The organism is Fischerella sp. PCC 9605, from assembly GCF_000517105.1.
Classification (GTDB): Bacteria; Cyanobacteriota; Cyanobacteriia; order Cyanobacteriales; family Nostocaceae; genus PCC9605.
On record NZ_KI912148.1, the window covers coordinates 2,222,468 to 2,240,104 of the forward strand.

General features: G+C 42.9%; 12 protein-coding genes. 3 read left to right on the plus strand and 9 right to left on the minus strand.

Annotated features, from left to right (window positions below; genetic code table 11):
- Positions 1-206: 206 nt before the first annotated feature.
- From FIS9605_RS0112120 to FIS9605_RS0112150, 6 genes are all read right to left on the minus strand, one after another.
- Positions 207-404 carry a hypothetical protein gene (locus FIS9605_RS0112120; protein ID WP_026732819.1) on the minus strand — a complete coding sequence of 66 codons (198 nt, stop codon included), beginning with the start codon at positions 402-404 and terminating at the stop codon, positions 207-209.
- A 730-nt stretch (positions 405-1,134) separates the two neighbouring features.
- Entirely contained in the window at positions 1,135-4,281 is a 3,147-nt protein-coding gene (infB, locus tag FIS9605_RS0112125; protein WP_026732820.1) for a translation initiation factor IF-2, read from the minus strand.
- Positions 4,282-4,703: 422 nt separating this feature from the next.
- The gene (locus FIS9605_RS0112130) at positions 4,704-4,979 is read right to left on the minus strand and encodes a YlxR family protein (protein WP_026732821.1); all 276 of its coding nucleotides are present in this window, start codon (positions 4,977-4,979) and stop codon (positions 4,704-4,706) included.
- A 29-nt stretch (positions 4,980-5,008) separates the two neighbouring features.
- Complete coding sequence (nusA, locus tag FIS9605_RS0112135; RefSeq protein ID WP_026732822.1) at positions 5,009-6,328, minus strand: transcription termination factor NusA; 1,320 nt, start codon at positions 6,326-6,328, stop codon at positions 5,009-5,011.
- Between the two features lie 283 nt (positions 6,329-6,611).
- A complete protein-coding gene (rimP, locus tag FIS9605_RS0112145; protein WP_026732823.1) occupies positions 6,612-7,073 on the minus strand; it encodes a ribosome maturation factor RimP in 462 nt (153 codons plus the stop codon).
- Positions 7,074-7,334: 261 nt separating this feature from the next.
- On the minus strand, positions 7,335-8,744 hold the full coding sequence (locus FIS9605_RS0112150; RefSeq protein WP_026732824.1) for a hypothetical protein: 1,410 nt from the start codon (positions 8,742-8,744) through the stop codon (positions 7,335-7,337).
- 499 nt (positions 8,745-9,243) lie between these two features.
- Here FIS9605_RS0112150 and FIS9605_RS0112155 point away from each other — a divergent pair, with 499 nt between their 5' ends.
- Positions 9,244-9,987 (plus strand): peptidoglycan-binding domain-containing protein, encoded by a 744-nt coding sequence (locus FIS9605_RS0112155; protein WP_026732825.1) that lies wholly within the window; start codon positions 9,244-9,246, stop codon positions 9,985-9,987.
- A gap of 103 nt (positions 9,988-10,090) precedes the next feature.
- Here the strand turns inward: FIS9605_RS0112155 and FIS9605_RS0112160 are convergent, their stop codons facing one another.
- Both FIS9605_RS0112160 and FIS9605_RS0112165 read right to left on the minus strand, forming a co-directional pair.
- The gene (locus tag FIS9605_RS0112160) at positions 10,091-10,984 is read right to left on the minus strand and encodes an SDH family Clp fold serine proteinase (protein ID WP_026732826.1); all 894 of its coding nucleotides are present in this window, start codon (positions 10,982-10,984) and stop codon (positions 10,091-10,093) included.
- Positions 10,985-11,198: 214 nt separating this feature from the next.
- The gene (locus FIS9605_RS0112165) at positions 11,199-13,028 is read right to left on the minus strand and encodes a serine/threonine-protein kinase (protein ID WP_026732827.1); all 1,830 of its coding nucleotides are present in this window, start codon (positions 13,026-13,028) and stop codon (positions 11,199-11,201) included.
- 371 nt (positions 13,029-13,399) lie between these two features.
- On the opposite strand from FIS9605_RS0112165, the gene FIS9605_RS0112170 reads away from it, so the two are divergent.
- Together FIS9605_RS0112170 and FIS9605_RS0112175 are read left to right on the plus strand one after the other, a co-directional pair.
- Positions 13,400-14,308: a Tll0287-like domain-containing protein gene (locus FIS9605_RS0112170; RefSeq protein ID WP_026732828.1), complete on the plus strand. Its 909-nt coding sequence runs from the start codon at positions 13,400-13,402 to the stop codon at positions 14,306-14,308.
- Positions 14,309-14,617: 309 nt separating this feature from the next.
- Positions 14,618-15,580: a Tll0287-like domain-containing protein gene (locus tag FIS9605_RS0112175; RefSeq protein ID WP_026732829.1), complete on the plus strand. Its 963-nt coding sequence runs from the start codon at positions 14,618-14,620 to the stop codon at positions 15,578-15,580.
- Positions 15,581-15,985: 405 nt separating this feature from the next.
- On the opposite strand, the gene FIS9605_RS0112180 is transcribed toward FIS9605_RS0112175, so the two are convergent.
- Positions 15,986-17,470 (minus strand): serine/threonine-protein kinase, encoded by a 1,485-nt coding sequence (locus tag FIS9605_RS0112180; protein ID WP_026732830.1) that lies wholly within the window; start codon positions 17,468-17,470, stop codon positions 15,986-15,988.
- Between the last annotated feature and the right edge of the window lie 167 nt (positions 17,471-17,637).

The following is a 17,637-nucleotide window of genomic DNA, read 5'->3' on the forward strand; positions in this document are numbered from 1 at the left end:
TCAAAAGTACCAAGTCAAAAGCATGCCCAAGGGGCGCAGCGTAGACGCCCTTTGGGCGACTTCCCGTAGGGTAGGGTCAAAATTAAAATCTTTACTTTTGACTTTTGACTTTTGACTTTTGACTTTTCTTCCCCCTTGTCCTCCTTGTCATTTGAAGATTGCTGTTGTTAACTACTAAATTATTAACAACTAACAACAAGAGTGTTTTAGTAAGCTAAATTCTCTAGAGTTTCCCGCAAATAATGCTGTACCTGTTGCTCAAGACTGAGCTTTTGGAATTGTACATCGCGTTCCAACAGCCAGCTTTGGAAACCAGAACTAGCAGCGATCGCGCACTTTAAACTATTCCATATTTCGGTATCATAAGCGAATTGGCGATCGCTGGAAGTTTGAATTTGAGCCATAGTTCTTCAGTCCTTGATTGTAGCTTGATTAGTATACTTATCTGCATTGATTGATTGCAGTATGATTTGCGTGCGGGTTCCTACATCCCTTTTGGGATTAAAAGAACTAGGGCAAGATTTGATTATCCCGCACCTTTGCTATTATAAAATCTTGCTAGATCTGTTTTAAAGGTAATATTTCTATGGCAGCAAATTCTGTTTCATTTGTGACCAAATAGGATGCAATGCTTACGGGAAAGCGCTACAACATATTGTTTTCCAAAAGGCAAAATCTGCTTGCAGATAGTCTCAGGCGCCTGCAATCGGAGTTAGAAACCAAACAAAATTAACTACTTTTAGAGTAAATAGAGCAAATAATTAAACTAATCATACTGCTGCCAATAGTGTTAGTTCAAAATTTAAATTTCTTAATTAAAAATAGAATTTTTGCTAATTCTAGATATAAATACTAACTGTGGCTCATTGAAAACTCACCAAGCTAGAGAGAGATTTAGATTAGTGATGCACCACAGCAGTCTTAACGTACGTCTGTGGCTTGACGGGAAGAATGGGAGATGCAGCGATGTAAATTCGATAACGAGGAGAACTAGAGAGGTGCTGACGCAGAGAGTGTTTGATTTTTTCTCCGCGTCTTATAGTCTCCGTGTCTGGTGTGTTCTCTTGATTCGCGCGTCCGGTGTGTCAGCTCCAATATGAAGTGTCCACTTCCTCTCCCGCTCTGCCACTGTCGTTATCTCGCAGCAGCCGAGAGGGTACGGCGCTTAGTCACCATCTGGTAGGCTTCAATGATGTCGCCTTCCGTCCAGTCACTGTATTTGTCAACACCAACACCACATTCATAGCCTGCGTTGACTTCACGCGCATCTTCTCTCATACGTTTGAGTGAATCTAGAACACCTTCGTAGACTACCTTACCACCACGACGCACCCGCAGTTTGCAGTTGCGAACTAGCTTGCCAGACTGAACGTAGCAACCAGCAACAGCGCCGCGACCTACGGGGAAGACAGCACGCACTTCTGCTTGACCCAGAGGTTCTTCTACTAATTCTGGCTCCAACAAACCTTCCAAAGCATCTTGGATGTCTTCTAGGAGTTTGTAGATGATGTTGTATTCGCGTACATCTACACCAGCTTCATCGGCGGCTTGTCTAGCGCCACTAGCGTAGGTGGTGTTGAAGCCGATGATTACAGCTCCACTTGCAGCTGCCAGGTCAATATCTGTCTGGGTAATTTCTCCAGCTGACGCCAACAGCAAGCGAATTTGCACTTCGTTTTGCGGAATTTGCTTGAGCGATCCCACAATTGCTTCTACAGAACCTTGTACGTCTCCCTTCAGAATCAAGTTGAGTTCTTTCAACTCGCCTTCTTGGGCTTGAGCCGAAATGCTGGTCAAGGTAACGCGCCCTTGCATGAGGCGGGATTGACGCTGTTTTTCAGCGCGATCTGTCGCGAGCGCTCGTGCTTCTTTCTCATTCAGGAAGACCTCAAACTCATCTCCAGCCGCTGGCACGTCACTTAAACCCAGTACCTCAACGGCAAAGGAGGGAGTAGCTGCTTCTACTTTTCTAGCACGGTCATCGATCATTGCCCGGACTTTACCAAATACCGAGCCAGCCACCAAGATGTCGCCTACCCGCAGCGTACCATTCTGCACCAGCAGGGTAGCAACTGCACCTTTGGCTTTATCTAAGTGAGCTTCAATTACTGTTCCCTTAGCAGAACGGTCTGGATTGGCATTTAGTTCTTCCACCTCTGCTACTAAGAGAATCATCTCTAGCAGGGTATCGAGGTTTTCGCCTTTGATCGCACTCACGGGAACCATAATTGTTTCGCCACCCCATTCTTCTGGAGTTAGACCATAGTTTGTCAACTCTTGCTTGACTCGGTCTGGCTGAGCACCTTCTTTGTCGATTTTATTAATTGCTACGACAATTGGCACTTCTGCGGCTTTCGCGTGGCTGATCGCTTCAATCGTTTGAGGACGCACACCATCATCAGCTGCCACTACCAATATGGCAATATCTGTGACTCGTGCTCCTCGTGCCCGCATCGCTGTGAAGGCTTCGTGACCAGGCGTATCCAAAAATACTACTTGTTGGACTTTGCCATCGTGTTCTACGTCTACGTGGTATGCGCCGATGTGCTGTGTAATACCACCAGCTTCTCCTGCCGCTACCTTGGTATTGCGAATCGAGTCGAGTAAAGTAGTTTTCCCGTGGTCTACGTGACCCATAATCGTCACTACGGGCGGACGCCGCTGGAGGTTTTCCAGGTCTGCCACATCCAGCATTTCTGTGACTTTGCGGGCTTCTGCTTCTGGTTCTTGAGTTTCTACTTCTACTTCTAGTTCGTTGGCGATCAAGGTGATGGTGGGAATATCTAAACTTTGGGTGATACTCACCGCCATGCCTTTGAGGAACAGGATTTTCACAATCTCTGTATCGGCAACCGCCAAGGCATCAGCCAACTCTTGCACGGTCATCGTGCCTGTGACAATCAGTTTTTCAGGGCGTTCGCGCTTTTGCTCCTGTGGGCGACGTTGTTGTTGTTCGCTACGAGCTTGAGTTGGCTTTCTCGTTGGTTTAGCAGTGGCTGCCACAGCAGCAGGTTGGGCTGGTTTAGCAGCCTTGGGTTTGGGCGGACGAACGATCGCATTGCTGATTTGAATAGCAGCGGCTGCTACATCTGAATCTTCATCTTCGAGGAAATCTTCGTCCTCAAAATCATCAACAATGGGTTTGAGGCGTTTACCTTTGGCAGCTGCTTTGGCTTTGGCAGCCTCTTTGACTTCATCAATCTCTTCCTCTGGCTGCCACTTTTTACCAAGTTTTGGTTGACGAGGTGGCGTGGGCCGCTTGAGTTCGATGATTTCGGTTGATTCGACCTCTAGGTCTGGTTCTTCTTCGGATACCTGTGGTTTTCCAGGTGTTGCTGGCACAGGTTTTGATAGTGTTGCCGCTGCTGGCTGTTGACCTGGACGTACTGGTGGTCTTGGTTTTGGTAGTTCACTTGGTGCAGAAGTTCCTCTATCTTTTTGATCCGATTTCGGCTGGGGGCCAGGGGAACGCGTCGGTTTCGGAGGCTGTTGAGTAGTTTGTGCACCGTCTGCACTTACCGGAGTCTGTGGTTTACCCTTGCCCTTATCCCGATCGCGAGGCTGTTCGCGAACTTGGTCGCGATCGCGTTTGAGGATCGGTTTTTCTGCTTGATGAGCTTGGGGTGCCGATTGAGGCTTTTCCACAGAAGGTCTTGCGGGTGGAGCAACCAGTTGTGGTTTTTGGGGTTTTTCTGGTTTCGGCTTTTGAGGCACAGAGGAAGGTGCTTCTGGTTTTTCCGCTGCCATTTTTTCCACTGGCTGGGTTGGCTTGGGCGTTTGCTCGGCTTCTGTCACAGCTGTTTGTTGTGAGGTCTCAGACTGATTCCGGGGTACAGGTCGAATGGGTGCCGTCGGCTTCATGGATGAGACTGGTGTAGCGAAAGGTCTGGGGGCTGAAAGAGGAGTAACCTCAGAAGAAGCAAATTCGGTATTGGTAGCAGCCGACGCTTCCGGGGCGTTGGCAGCATTGTTTTTAGGTGGTTGTGGTTTGCGAATTTCTAACAATTCTTGTTTTTGTGATGCAGCAGGTCTATTTCGGGAGGCTATTTGTAGTTTATGTGGTTTATGGCTGGTTGCACCATGATGCTCTTTTTTTGGCATCGGGTGCGTAGCTGCCAGTTTTTCTGCTTGGGAACGAATGCGTTCCGCTTCGGACTCGGTGATTGTGCTGCTATGGCTTTTGACCGCGATATTGAGCTGGTCGCAAATTGCTAATAGCTCTTTGTTATCCAAATTCAATTCCTTTGATAATTCGTAGATTCTAACTTTGCCGTTGTTCATCCACTCTTCCCCTTTAATTTACAGTTTTAACGGATGGATGCCAGCTTTTGCGACATCTCCACCCTTTGATTACTGTTTTTAGGTTGCCGTTTTGTTGCCGGTGCCTCCAATCAGGAAAGAGAGATGTTTCGGTTTAAGGCTGGCATTGCCACCAGAAACGATGGTTGACGCCGAACTGCGCGTGGGCGCTACCAGATTGCAATTTTTTAATGTTTTGTTTTGCTGATTCTGAGTCTTCCACAACACATTGAGCGTAAATCTATGTTTGGAGTGTTGTTTCGCCCCCTTTAGATATTAAAGAGCGATTTGCCAGACACCCTATTACTATTTTGGCATCAAATACGAGCATAACAGAGGGTGTGGCGATAGCGCTTGGGGTGCGGCTGTCGGCACAATTCCTCTGGGGATTACCGCCAAAGCAGTTAAAGCTCGATTTGATTTGGGAGATTACTTTGGGATAGGCGCTGCCACAATGTTTGATACAGTGCTTCTGGCACTGATGCATGTAGCGATCGCCCTAGTTTGTTTTTTTTCTGAGCTACACTCAGGCAGCTTGCTTGTGGGCAAATATAGGCAGAACGCCCCATGCCCTCATCTAATTGTACCTGTCCAGATCCAAAGACGCGGACAATTCGCCAAAACTCGTTTTTTAGACCAACTTTGCGACAACTAATGCAGCGTCGATAGTTCGGTTTCATCAATGTTAAAGTTTTAAAAAATTTTCTAGTTACTCCTCATCGCGATCGTATTTTTCGTCCTCTAGTTCATCTTCGAGTTCATCTTTCAGTTCATCTTCTAGTTCATCCTGATTTTCATCTTTATATTCCTCCTCTTCAATATCGTCGATATCGTCGATTTCTTCATCATCTGATGTATATTTTGCCCTTGCGGCTGCAAATTTAGCATCTTCGGCTGCGTAGTCGTATTTAGCCTTATCTTTGATGTCTATTTTCCAACCAGTCAAGCGGGCTGCTAAGCGGACATTTTGTCCTTCTTTACCAATTGCTAAACTAAGTTGATCTTCTGCTACCAGTACATGAGTTTGCCTGGTTTCTGGGTCCATGAGTCGCACATCGTCTACTCGTGCTGGACTTAAGGCGTTAGCTATGTAAGTTGCAGGGTCTGGCGACCAGCGAATTACATCGATTTTTTCACCTCGCAATTCATTGACTACTACTTGAATCCGCGATCCCCGCGCGCCAATACAAGCACCGACAGGGTCGACATCGCGATCGAGGGTATCTACAGCTATTTTAGTTCGAGGCCCGACATGACGGGACGGAGGATTGGCTTCTCGCGCCACTGCCACAATTCGTACAACTTCGTCCTCAATTTCTGGCACTTCGTTGGCGAACAAATAAACCACCAAACCAGCGTCAGCACGAGACACTAATAACTGCGGCCCCCTCTGCTGACCTTGAGAAACTTTTTTCAGATAAACTTTGAATGTGGCACCAATGCGATAATTATCATTGGGCAGCTGTTCGCGCTTTGGTAATTCGGCTTCTACCTCGGGCTGACCAAAACCGCTGCTCACAGCCATAATTACTGACTGCCGCTCAAATCGCAACACCCTCGCTTGCAGCACTGTTCCTTCTAGATCTTGGAATTCTTCTTGAATTAATTGCCGCTGTTGATCCCGCAGTTTTTGTGCTAATACCTGCTTGGTTTGCATCGCTGCCATCCGACCAAATTCTCCTTGATCGGGAGTAACATCTAGCACTACTTCCTGCCCTAACTGTGCTTCTTCACCTCCCATCTCTTGAACTTGCTGAAGGGCAATTTCATGATCGGTGTTGGTGACTTCTTCAACTATAGTTTTGGTGGCAACAACACGAAAACCTTCTTCATCAACATCCAGTTGCACATCAAAATTATCAAAATAATCTTCATCAAACTGTTTTCTGTCTAAGTTTTGGGCACGACGAAAACGTTCGTAGCCTTTAAGTAGTGCTTCTCTAATTGCTGATTGCACTGCAATTTTAGGTAAATTACGCTCCCGACTTATACTTTCAATTAACTCTTTTAAACCAGGTAAACTAACCATTGACATAAGCAGTCTCCTTAAATATATGGCGATTAGGGCATAGAGCATGAGGCATGGGGCATGGGGCAAGGGGCATAGGGACTGGAGAAGTAAAAACTAAAAAGTAAAAACTAAAAAGTAAAAACGTAAAAGAAAAAATTCTTTCTTTTTACTTTTAGCTTTTAACCCTTCGCTGCGCTCGAGGGCATGCTTTTGACTTGTTTTTGCCCAATTCTCAATTCCCAATTCCCAATTCTCAATGCCCTATTCCCAATGCCCTATTCCCTATTCCCTAGCCTCTCCTCTATCGGCGCTCATCTAGCCGTACTTTGGTAACTTGATCGCGAGGGATTGCGATCGCCCTACCTTTTTGATTTATGTAAATAGATGTTTCATCTCGGCGAATTAACTGACCAATCCACTCTTGCTGTCCTTCATAGGGTGGGGAAGTAGAAACGATGACAGGAAATCCTTTGAAGGAAATAAACTCTCTGTCTGTGGTCAGTTGCCGGGAAATTCCAGGACTAGATATTTCTAGGACGTAAGCATCTGGAATGATCTCTGTCGCATCTAAAGTCGCTTCTAAAGCACGGCTCATCCGTTCGCAATCATCCAAACCAGTATCTTGTTGTGGGTTGCGGATGTCTACCCGTAAAACTGGCGGACTTTGGTTGGTGTGAAAAACTACTCCAACGACTTCCAAGCCCAGTTCTTCTGCTACTGGTATGGCCAAATCAATAATTTGTGGGACTAAGGGATGAGTCATGCGATAATTCCAACAAAAAAAGTGGGTGCTGACCCACTTCCTGCGATAGCGATATCTTCCAAGAAGTCTTCAGACGAATCAAAGTTGATTCGTCTCTTTTTTGAGTGTAGCGTATTTTTTTGAGGTGAGAAGCAATAAATTACTTCTTTTTTCGTCGAATCCTGTTTAGGATTAATACCATTTACTTGTTTAAAGTATACATTTGTTTGCGGATAGATCTTTAATCACCAAAGTTTTTGTACTACTTAAAAGTACATTAGCTTACCTTCTGCCTTCTACGTTTGTTCGCAGATGCCTGGTTTGCTCCAATATTTTCTCAAAATCCTCTTGGGATAAGCGCTTCACGTAGTTAATCTTGACTTCCTCAAAGAAGTCCACAAGTAAGCTTTGCAGTTCCAAAAGAACGTGTTTTTTTTGCATTTCCCCTGCCAAGGCTTGACTGAAGCGTTGCACGAGTTGAGTTGCGAGTTTTGCCGAAACAGGATCTTCCACAGAGTTAACTAAGGCATTGTAAAGGTTAGTGGTAAGTTGAGTTGCCAGTTGCTCACTCAACTGAGTTTGCATTTGTGTGACTCCAGGGAAGCTTTGCAAATTACGGTAGATAGGGGCATGATTGAGAGCACCGTCAATGTTATGCTGCAAAATAGCGACTAGCTCTGGTTGAATTTTGGGCAAAACTTGGTAGACGATGGTTTGTACTAAAATCGCAGCGATCGCTTCTATTTCATTGACATTATTTATATCTATATAAGGGCGCAAGTTCTCTTGTCTCAGGAACCAACTGACTAAATCGCCTCGCCGAATAGAATTTTGAATCTGGTTAATTACCCTCACAACAACAATTTCTGTCAGTTCTTCGGCAAAATTCGATACCACTCCTAAATGAATTTGCTGCCTAATGGGTTGTAAATTCAATAATTCTGCTTGATCAAGGCGTATTATTACCGGTATAATTCGTAACCAGGGCCAAAACGGTAGCAGCAAAAATAAGTCGTACCAGCGCCACAAAATTGCATTCAACCAACTAAAAAATGGATAGCGGCGTTTGATGTAATAGGTGCGTACTGCTAACTCCACAGCAAATATACATATGAAGGGCAAGTCAATTTTCCAAAAATTATCAATGAATTTGCCATTTTCTCCTATTTGCCGGAAGTAATTAGTAGCAATTAAAGGTCGAATTTGCTGGTTAAAAAATCTAATTTCTTCCGTCCAGCCATTTTGCAATAAATATTCTTGACTCCAAAAAATAGCAAAAGCTTGCTTGGCAGATTCCTGATTCAGGTGGTCTCGCATTCTATTTTTGATTTTTTCTAACGTGCCGCTTTTCTCAGCTAGCGCAAATGGATTATCATTTATCATCTCAGCACTAAGGCGACGTAGTTCTTCTAGCTGAGTTTCTACTTGGGGCGACTGTACATTATTCTGGCTTCTTAACTGTTTCTGTAATTCATCGACTGTGTTGAGATATTTTTCGGTTTCCCGATGAGGTTGAATACCTTTAATTGGATCGTATATATCAACAATAACTGGTATATACCGTAAGTAGTAATCTCGCCAATAAATATAACTCAAGTCAAATAAAACTAAGCCTAAGTTAAGAGTGGCAATAATTGCTATCACTCTTTCAAACCATAATTTGTACTGCTTTCGAGAGTTTAAGTTAGCCATTCCTTTGATGCTGATAATATGATGATATTTGTATATAGGTGATAGGAACGAGTTTGATTACATGTCCAGTTTTTTATGCTCAAATATATTATGGCTAAACACACCCGTACAGTGGCTGGTTATCAGTTATAAAATAACAGACAACCAACAATATATAACAAACAACAAACTACTCTAATTTAGATTGTTTGAAGAATTTTTTGCCTATATCTACAGCTAAGCAAAAATACTTCTTACGGATGAATGTCAATGAATGTAAATGAAATTAATCAAAAATCATTAATATTCAAGCTAAAGAGGTTAAATAATTCTAAAATACATTTGTTAATATCTACATCTTGCATCAGTTGCAACACTCAGGAGGTAGTAGCCCTGCAAACCCTCGTTACTAAGTTAAATCTAGTAACGTAAACAATCAGAGTCAGAGATTTTTATTGAGAATGGTGCAAGATATCAGCTAATATCAATTCTGCTGATTTAACCAAAAGGAGTTTTAACTATGTGGTGTGAGTTTGGAAAATCAAGCGTTAGCGCAGCTGTTATTTGCCTGGTAACAACGAGTATGGCGATCGCACAAACAGCTACTCCAGCGCAACAGCAAATCTATACTCCACAGCAATTCCGTTCCGTACTGCGGGGATTGGGATACAAAGTTACGGTGTCAAATGCACCCCTAACTGATCCAGAAACCAGAAAAGCAATTCAAGAATTTCAAAAGGGATATGGGATAAAACCTGCTGATGGTATAGCAGGGCCAATAACCCAAGCTTTTGCTACGGATATCGTTAGAATTCTACAGGCCAACTTGAATTTGGTAGCAAAGCCAAATCCTCCTCTACCTCGGAATAGATATTATGGTCCCCAAACAGAAGCAGCAGTGAGACAGTATCAGAAAAAAGTTGGGCTGCCAGAAACCGGAATTGCTGACTTAGCATTGCGACAGAGGCTTGACAAAGAAGCTAGGGAGATCTTAGAAAGTCCAGGAACTACGCCGACACCCTCACCAACTCCAACTCCTACACCCGGGGCGACACCCTCACCAACCCCAACTCCTACACCCGAGGAAACACCCTCACCAACTCTAACTCCTACACCCGGGGCGACACCCTCACCAACCCCAACTCCTACACCCGGGGCGACACCCTCACCAACTCTAACTCCTACACCTGGGGCAACACCCTCACCAACTCTAACTCCTACACCCGGGGCGACACCCTCACCAACCCCAACTCCTACACCTTAAATTCAGTGTTATTAGTTGATTTTTGTTAGTTATTTGGAAACCATTAATGTAGGAGCGCAAGACCTTGCGCCCCTACAAACAACCAACAACCAACAACCAACAACTAACTCATTTGATTTGGTTCTTCTAAAGGTCTACCTTTGGGAACCGGTAGTATTGGCCGACGGTCATCGTAAGGCATGGGGATGTACTGCACTGTAGGGCGTCCACCTTGTGGTTGCGGGTACAACTCCATCAGGTCGTAAACAATTCGGGGCAGTCCTACTGTTACGGGCAGCCCCATTTCTGTTGCTTCTTCAACTGTGATGGGATAGTCGTGGGTAACACGTCCGGTTGTCAGGGCTTCGACAATATTTTCCACATTTTCTGGCAGAACTTTCTGTTTGGGTATACTGTCTTTCAGTAGAGTTCTGACAAAACGCTGCACTTGCTGAATGGCTTTACGCGACAGGTCAGCCATAATCAGTGTTTGATCGTCAATTTCACTGATGGGTTTATCTTCAACTATTTTCAAAATACTCGCTGCTGGAAAGTTACCGAGTTGGGGATCAACTGGTCCTAAAACGGCGTTGGCATCCATAACGATTTCATCTGCGGCAAGGGCAAGCATAGTGCCACCACTCATTGCGTAGTGGGGCACATACACTGTGACTTTAGAAGGATGACGAATCAATGCCCTAGCAATTTGTTCAGTTGCTAAAACCAAACCACCGGGAGTATGTAAAATCAAGTCGATCGGGATATCTGGAGGAGTGAGGCGAATTGCCCGCAGAATCTGTTCTGAGTCTTCGATAGTAATGTAGCGCGAGAGTGGAATTCCCAGTAAACTAATAGATTCCTGGCGGTGAATTAGCAAAATCACTCGACTCTTGCGTTGCTGCTGAAATCCCTGAAGAGTCCGGAAGCGCCGATACTCTATCTGACGTTTTTGCCAAATCGGTTGCAGGGAAGAGAGGAGGAGGAATATCCAGAATAAATCACCGATACCGAAATTCATAGAAATGATTATTTAAAAATAACAATTTGCAGTCATCATTGTCCCAATTTTTCACAATCTATAAGTCTATCTGAAGAAGCAAAAGAAGAGTGGGGGAGGGGGAGATGGGGAAGGGGGGCCCCCACTTTGTGGGGATAAGGGGCAATGGGGAGATGGGGTGATGGGGTGATGGGGTGATGAGAATAACTAATGACTAATGACTAATGACTAATGACTACTCGCAACGCCAAATTTTGACGGTGTCATCATCACTGCCACTTACCAGAGTTTGTCCATGAAGACTGTACACCCCAGGTGTTCTCGGAGGGTAAGCGACGGATCTGACATAGTTATGATGACCAATCAGGGTGGAAATTTCTCTACCTGTATTAACATGCCAAATTTTGATAGTTTTGTCCCAACTACCGCTAGCCAACCACTCGCCATCTGGACTAAAAGCAATTGACCAGACTGGGTGAGAATGTCCAATCAGGGTACGAATTTCACTGCCTGTACTGACTTCCCACAGTTTGATGGTACAGTCACTGCTACCGCTAGCGAGAATTTCCCCATCTGGACTGAAGGCGATCGCATTTACAAAAAAGGAATGTTCGGTAAGGGTACGAATTTCACTGCCTGTACTAACCTGCCACAGTTTAATAGTGTAGTCAGCACTGCCACTGGCAATGATTTCTCCATCTGGACTCCAGGCAACTGACCAAACAGAATCAGTATGACCTGCAACAGTCCGAATTTCTCTGCCTGAGATCACATGCCATAGTTTAATTGTGCAATCAGCACTGCCACTAGCAAGCATCTGTCCACTCGGACTAAAGGTTACAGAATTCACACAATTGGTATGACCTTTGAGAGTGCGAATTTCTTTACCAGAACCAATCAGCCACAATTTAATCGTCTCATCCCAACTGCCACTGGCGAGAATTTCCCCGTCTGGACTAAAGGCAACGCTATGAACCATGCTGGAATGACCAGAAAACCAACGACCAAGACTACGCAGTAGCTTTCCAGTCTCCAAATGCCATAGCTTGATTGTGTTATCACTACTGCCACTAGCAACAATTTGCCCATCATCGCTAATTGCGACAGTTTGAACCATGCTGTTATGGCCTTTGAGGGTATGTACGCACTTCCACTCTCCTTGATCCAGTACAAAAGTAGTTTGAGAGGATGTGTTTGTAGTAATGAGTTTTGTAGGAGGTATTTCTGTTAAATCCTCTTCAAAATCGGCATCTAGGAGATTCAGCCACTCTTGCACACTTTGAGGGCGTTGCTTTGACTGCAATTCCATCCCACGCAAAATTGCCTGATTTACCTTGTCGCTAAGATTGGGATTGAAATTTTGTGGTGGTTCTAGAGGAATGTTACGGCGTCTTTCCTCGGCGCTGGTTGGTACTATTCCAGTCACCAAGCTATACAAAGTAGCTGCTAAACCGTAGACATCTATGTATTCTCCTCGTGGTGCTTCCAATTCATACTGTTCGGGGGGAGCAAAACCAGGAGTACGATAAACCGTGTGCTTTTGCACAACATTCGGAATAAATTCTCTAGCAATACCAAAATCAATCAAAACAGCTTCTGATTTACCACTGCGGATCATAATGTTGCGTGGTTTAATATCCCGGTGCAACAAACCCTTGCGGTGAATTACCGTCACCGCCTCACCAACTTGCCGGATGTATAGTAGTGCTTCTGCTTCTGGTAACATTCCCAACCGCTGCAAGCGCTTGCCCATATCTTCGCCTTCGATGTACTCCATCACCATGCAAGGCATATTCCCTTCATCGAAGATATTTTCTATCTGCACTATATGAGGGTGACGACAAACAGCTAATCTAACAGCTTCATCTCGAAAGTCTTGCCTTAACTTGTCTCGGTGTGGTTTCCAGGCTGGATTATTGAGAATTTCTTCTTTAAGAGTTTTAATTACTCGTAATTCACCATATTCGTTTTTGGCGAGGTAAGTAATACCAATTCCACCTTCGCCCAGTTTTCTTTCGACGATATAACGTCCCCCAAACAGCCGTTGTCCTGGATTCCAGACCATTAGTGATAATCGCCCAATGCTGCTATTTATTTTGACACGACAACGGACTGCTATGCTGTAAACAAGTAGCCTTGTATACATTAGCAGGCAAAAGATAAACAAGAAATGTTTATTTTGTATGGGAATTCTGACAGATATTGTAGAAACTGATGCTTTGCATCATTCTCGTCCGTTTGAAATTTATTCAATATAAATATGTATTCTTTTTTAAATTATGTAATTCCCGATCGGAAATTACATACACTAAAACATATGAAAAGTCTGGCTCTTTTAGCCCTAGAATAGCTGTCTTCTTGTGCGATAGTATCCGGAATACTGGAGTCTTATATTGTAGCTTCCTATGTTCCTGCTGAAACTGAGAGCTACCCAAAATGTTAACCAATCTTAAATTGAGACAAAAATTTACAATAATACTAGTCCTTATTCTTGTTTTCGGTTTAAGCTTCAGTGGGTTAGCTTTATCTTCTTTGCTAAGGCAAAATGCCACACAGGAAATAGCCTCAACAGGTCTGGCGATGCTTGAAACAATCAGTTCTCTGCGTCAGTACACAGTTACTCAAGTCACTCCAGAACTGATTGATCAATTGGACACTAAATTTCTACCGCAAACTGTATCAGCCTACTCAGCACGGGAAGTCTTTGACATTTTGCGAAAACAACCAGAATACAAGGATTTCTTTTATAAAGAAGCAGCACTTAATCCTACAAACCTTCGAGACAAAGCTGATAATTTTGAGACAGATATTATCAATCGGTTTACCAAAGAAAAAGATTTAAAGGAACTGAGCGGATTTCGCTCATTGCCTGGTGGGGATGTCTTTTACATTGCTCGTCCACTCAGACTTACGGAAGAAGGCTGTTTGATGTGTCATAGCACTCCCGATGTTGCACCTAAAACGATGATTGAGCGTTATGGCCCAGAGAATGGGTTTGGATGGAAATTGAACAGTATAATTGCCGCACAAATTATTTCTTTACCAGCCAGCCAAGTCATAGAAAAAGCCAATAAATCTTCTTTTTTAATCATTTTAATTGTGTCTGCCGTTTTCAGCATTGTCATCCTTTTAGTTAACATTTTTTTGGAGCGCCAAGTAGTCCGTCCTCTTAAGCGTTTAACTCGCGTGGCTGAAGAAGTCAGCACAGGACATATGGATGTTGATTTTCAAGAGCTATCTCATGATGAAATTGGCAATCTTGCCAAAGCTTTTAAACGCATGAAATTTAGTTTACAAATGGCAATGAACAGACTGAAAAGAAATTCTGGTAGTACAGGAGGTTAAACAATTTAAAAATTAAAATACTAAAATGATTAACTAGTTTATCAAAAAATTTTCAAATAAATATTTCTATAAAAACCAGAAAGCTTTTACTTAAACGCTTTGTCTTTATTAAGAGATTATTGATAAAAAAATATTTATGTAGACTTCACTAATTATTGGTGCCAAACTCTTGCATTTTTGGATTTTAATAATCTACATTATTCTATATTCTAATTTTATGACAGGCAAACTATCATGTAATTAAGCGCAATTTAAAAACCTAATCGCAAATCTAACATTTTACTGACATATTTTAAGTAAGTTAAGGTTATGTTAAAAAATTTGAAATTGAGGCAAAAAGTTACAATCCTACTGCTGGTAATTCTGGCATTCGGTTTGAGCTTAAGTGGGTTTGCTCTGTCTTCTGTATTGAGGCGGAATGCTCAACAAGAAATTTCCTCAACAGCGCTAATGTTGATGGAAACCATGATTTCTGTTCGGCAGTACACTAACGCTCAAGTTAATCCAGTACTCGTTGATAAATTAGAAACTGAGTTTTTACCGCAAAGTGTGCCTGCTTACTCAGCACGAGAAGTCTTTGAAAATTTGCGAAAAAAACAAGATTATCGAGAGTTCTTTTATAAAGAAGCGACGCTCAATCCTACTAATCTTCGGGATAAAGCTGACAACTTTGAGACAAACATTGTTGAGCGCTTCCGCAAGGAAAAAGGCTTAAAAGAATTGAGCGGGTTTCGCTCACTTCCTGGCGGAGATATTTTCTATATCGCTCGTCCGCTAGCAATTGCCGATCCGGCATGCCTGACGTGTCACAGTACACCAGATCAAGCACCTCAGAGTATGATTCAGCGTTACGGTACAGCTAATGGTTTTGGCTGGCAATTGGGTGAAATTATCGGCGCTCAGGTTATCTCTGTACCAGCTAGCAAAGTTATCCAAAAAGCCTATCAATCTTCTCTTTTGATTGTAGGGCTTGTATCCATTGTTTTTATCGTCGTCATTCTTTTAGTTAACATCTTTTTGAATCGACAAGTAGTTCGTCCTCTTAAACGTATAACTCGTGTGGCTGAAGAAGTCAGCACCGGACATATGGATGTTGATTTTGATCAGTTATCTAATGATGAAATTGGTAATCTTGCCAGAGCCTTCAAACGCATGAAGTTAAGTTTAGAAATGGCAATGAAACGACTCAAACGTCCTCATGGAAATACACGTGGTACAGGAGGTACAGGCGGTACAGGAGGTACAGGAGGTACAGAAGGTATAGAAACTTAAATACTTAATACCAATTCTCTGTAACAATGCGCTTAATATTTATATAGCCCAAACCCTAGAAGAGTTGAGCTATAAAAACTAAGCCCGCGTAGGCGGGCTATATTAAGCGCATCTTTATAGATAAATGGTATAAGCCTTTGACGTTGTATACTTCAAGCGTAATAAGTAGGTCAACATAATTAAACGTAAAATATCTTGTATTTTATACGGGCGGGCAGGATGCCCACCCCACAATATTATTAAACCTCTTGTGGGGTGGGCTTCTAGCCTGCCCCGTTTTTAGTTTATTTATGCTTTTCTACTTAATTTATTGGTGATTAGTTCTTTGTAGAACACAAAAGACTAATCGCCAATATTCGTTTTAACTATAAAAAGTAATATTTACAAGCACATTAGCTTAAACTTTTATGAAAATAACCGTCTGGTAAATTCAAGTGCTGCTTGCGGTTCTGGTATTTCTCCAGCTAAGAGTTCAACGAATTGGTAAGGTGTCGCTTGCGGATTTTCAGCTAATGCGTCTTCTATTACTAAACTTGCGATCGGTCCAATGTAGAAAGCTAAAGCTTCTTGACAACGCTGTACAAAAGCGGCGTTGAGGGAGGTAATTTGTTGATTTTGAGAAGTTTGTTGACCTTGGAAGGTTTTTTGAGTGCGAGAAGTGGGTTGATTTTGAGAGGTTTGTTGACCTTGGTAAGTTTTTTGAGTGCGAGAAGTGGGTTGATTTTGAGAGGTTTGTTGACCTTGGTAAGTTTGTTGACCGCGAGAATGGGGTTGATTTTGAGAAGTTTGTTGACCTTGGTAAGTTTGTTGAGTGCGAAAAATCGGTTGATTTTGAAAAGTTTGTTGATTTTGAAAAGTGGATTGGTTTTGAGATGGTTCTTCGTTAAAAGGTGAAACCAGAACTGTTTCATCTGTAGATGGATTGGGGGAGTTCGTCGATGCCATCACAGATTGAGATTCAGGAGCGAGTATGGTAGGAGGAACATCAAACATTGTTGATGGCGATCGCATTTGAGCTTGTTCTAAAAACTCAAGATCCCTAACAACTTCTTGAGATGTTTGATATCGCAACCTGGGTGTATCTGCCAGCATTTTATCTAGTATTTGAGCAAATTCATCGCCGACATAGGTGTAAAAACGCCACTTCCACTCCAAGGTGTACTGATCCATTAAAAAGGATGGATCTCTACCTGTAAGCAGCACAACGGCTGTTACCCCCAAAGCATAGAGATCGCTACTAGGAGAACACAACCCCAAACTAATTTGTTCGCGAGGAGCATATCCCACTTTTCCTACTAGAGACATTTTGCCAACAAAAGTGGCTTGATTAGAATTAGTGGGATCGTTGAGGTCGGCTATTTGTTTTCCTACTCCAAAATCAATCAGTACAGGCAAAACCTTGCCTTCTGGTAACATAATATTATCAGGAGAAATATCTCTATGAATAATATGATGTTGGTGGATGTATTCTAAGACAGGCAGTAAGTTCTTCAGCCACCGAATTACTTCTTCTTCTGAAAAAGCTTGTCCTTGAATTTGACGTTCTCGCAAGAGTGCTGAATAGGTTTTACCATTTACATACTCTTGTACTAGGAATAGACGACCATCTCCTTCAAAGCAAGCCAGGAAGCGAGGAATTTGGGGATGTTCTAACTGGTGAAGGATTTTCGCTTCTCTTTTGAACAAATTGCGGCATTTTTCCAAACCTCCTCCCCCTGTACCAATGGGGGCAAATTCCTTCAGAACGCAGGGTTCGTTGAAGCGACGAGTATCATACGCCAAATAAGTCCGTCCCAAACCACCTTGTCCTAGGAGTTTTTGAATTATATAACGGTTATCTATTAAAGTTCCTGAAGGTATTTCCGGCCTGACTAAATGGGACTGAGACATATTACAATACTCCTAGCTATTTTATATAGAAAATTTGGATATCTTTAACTTCAACTGCTAGAGTATTGGTTTTCGTACGCAATCTGTCAAAATATCTTTAATTTGAATTGCTGAGCAACTCTAGCAGAAAATTAAGATTTATAGTAAATTTCAAGTTTGGGTTTTCC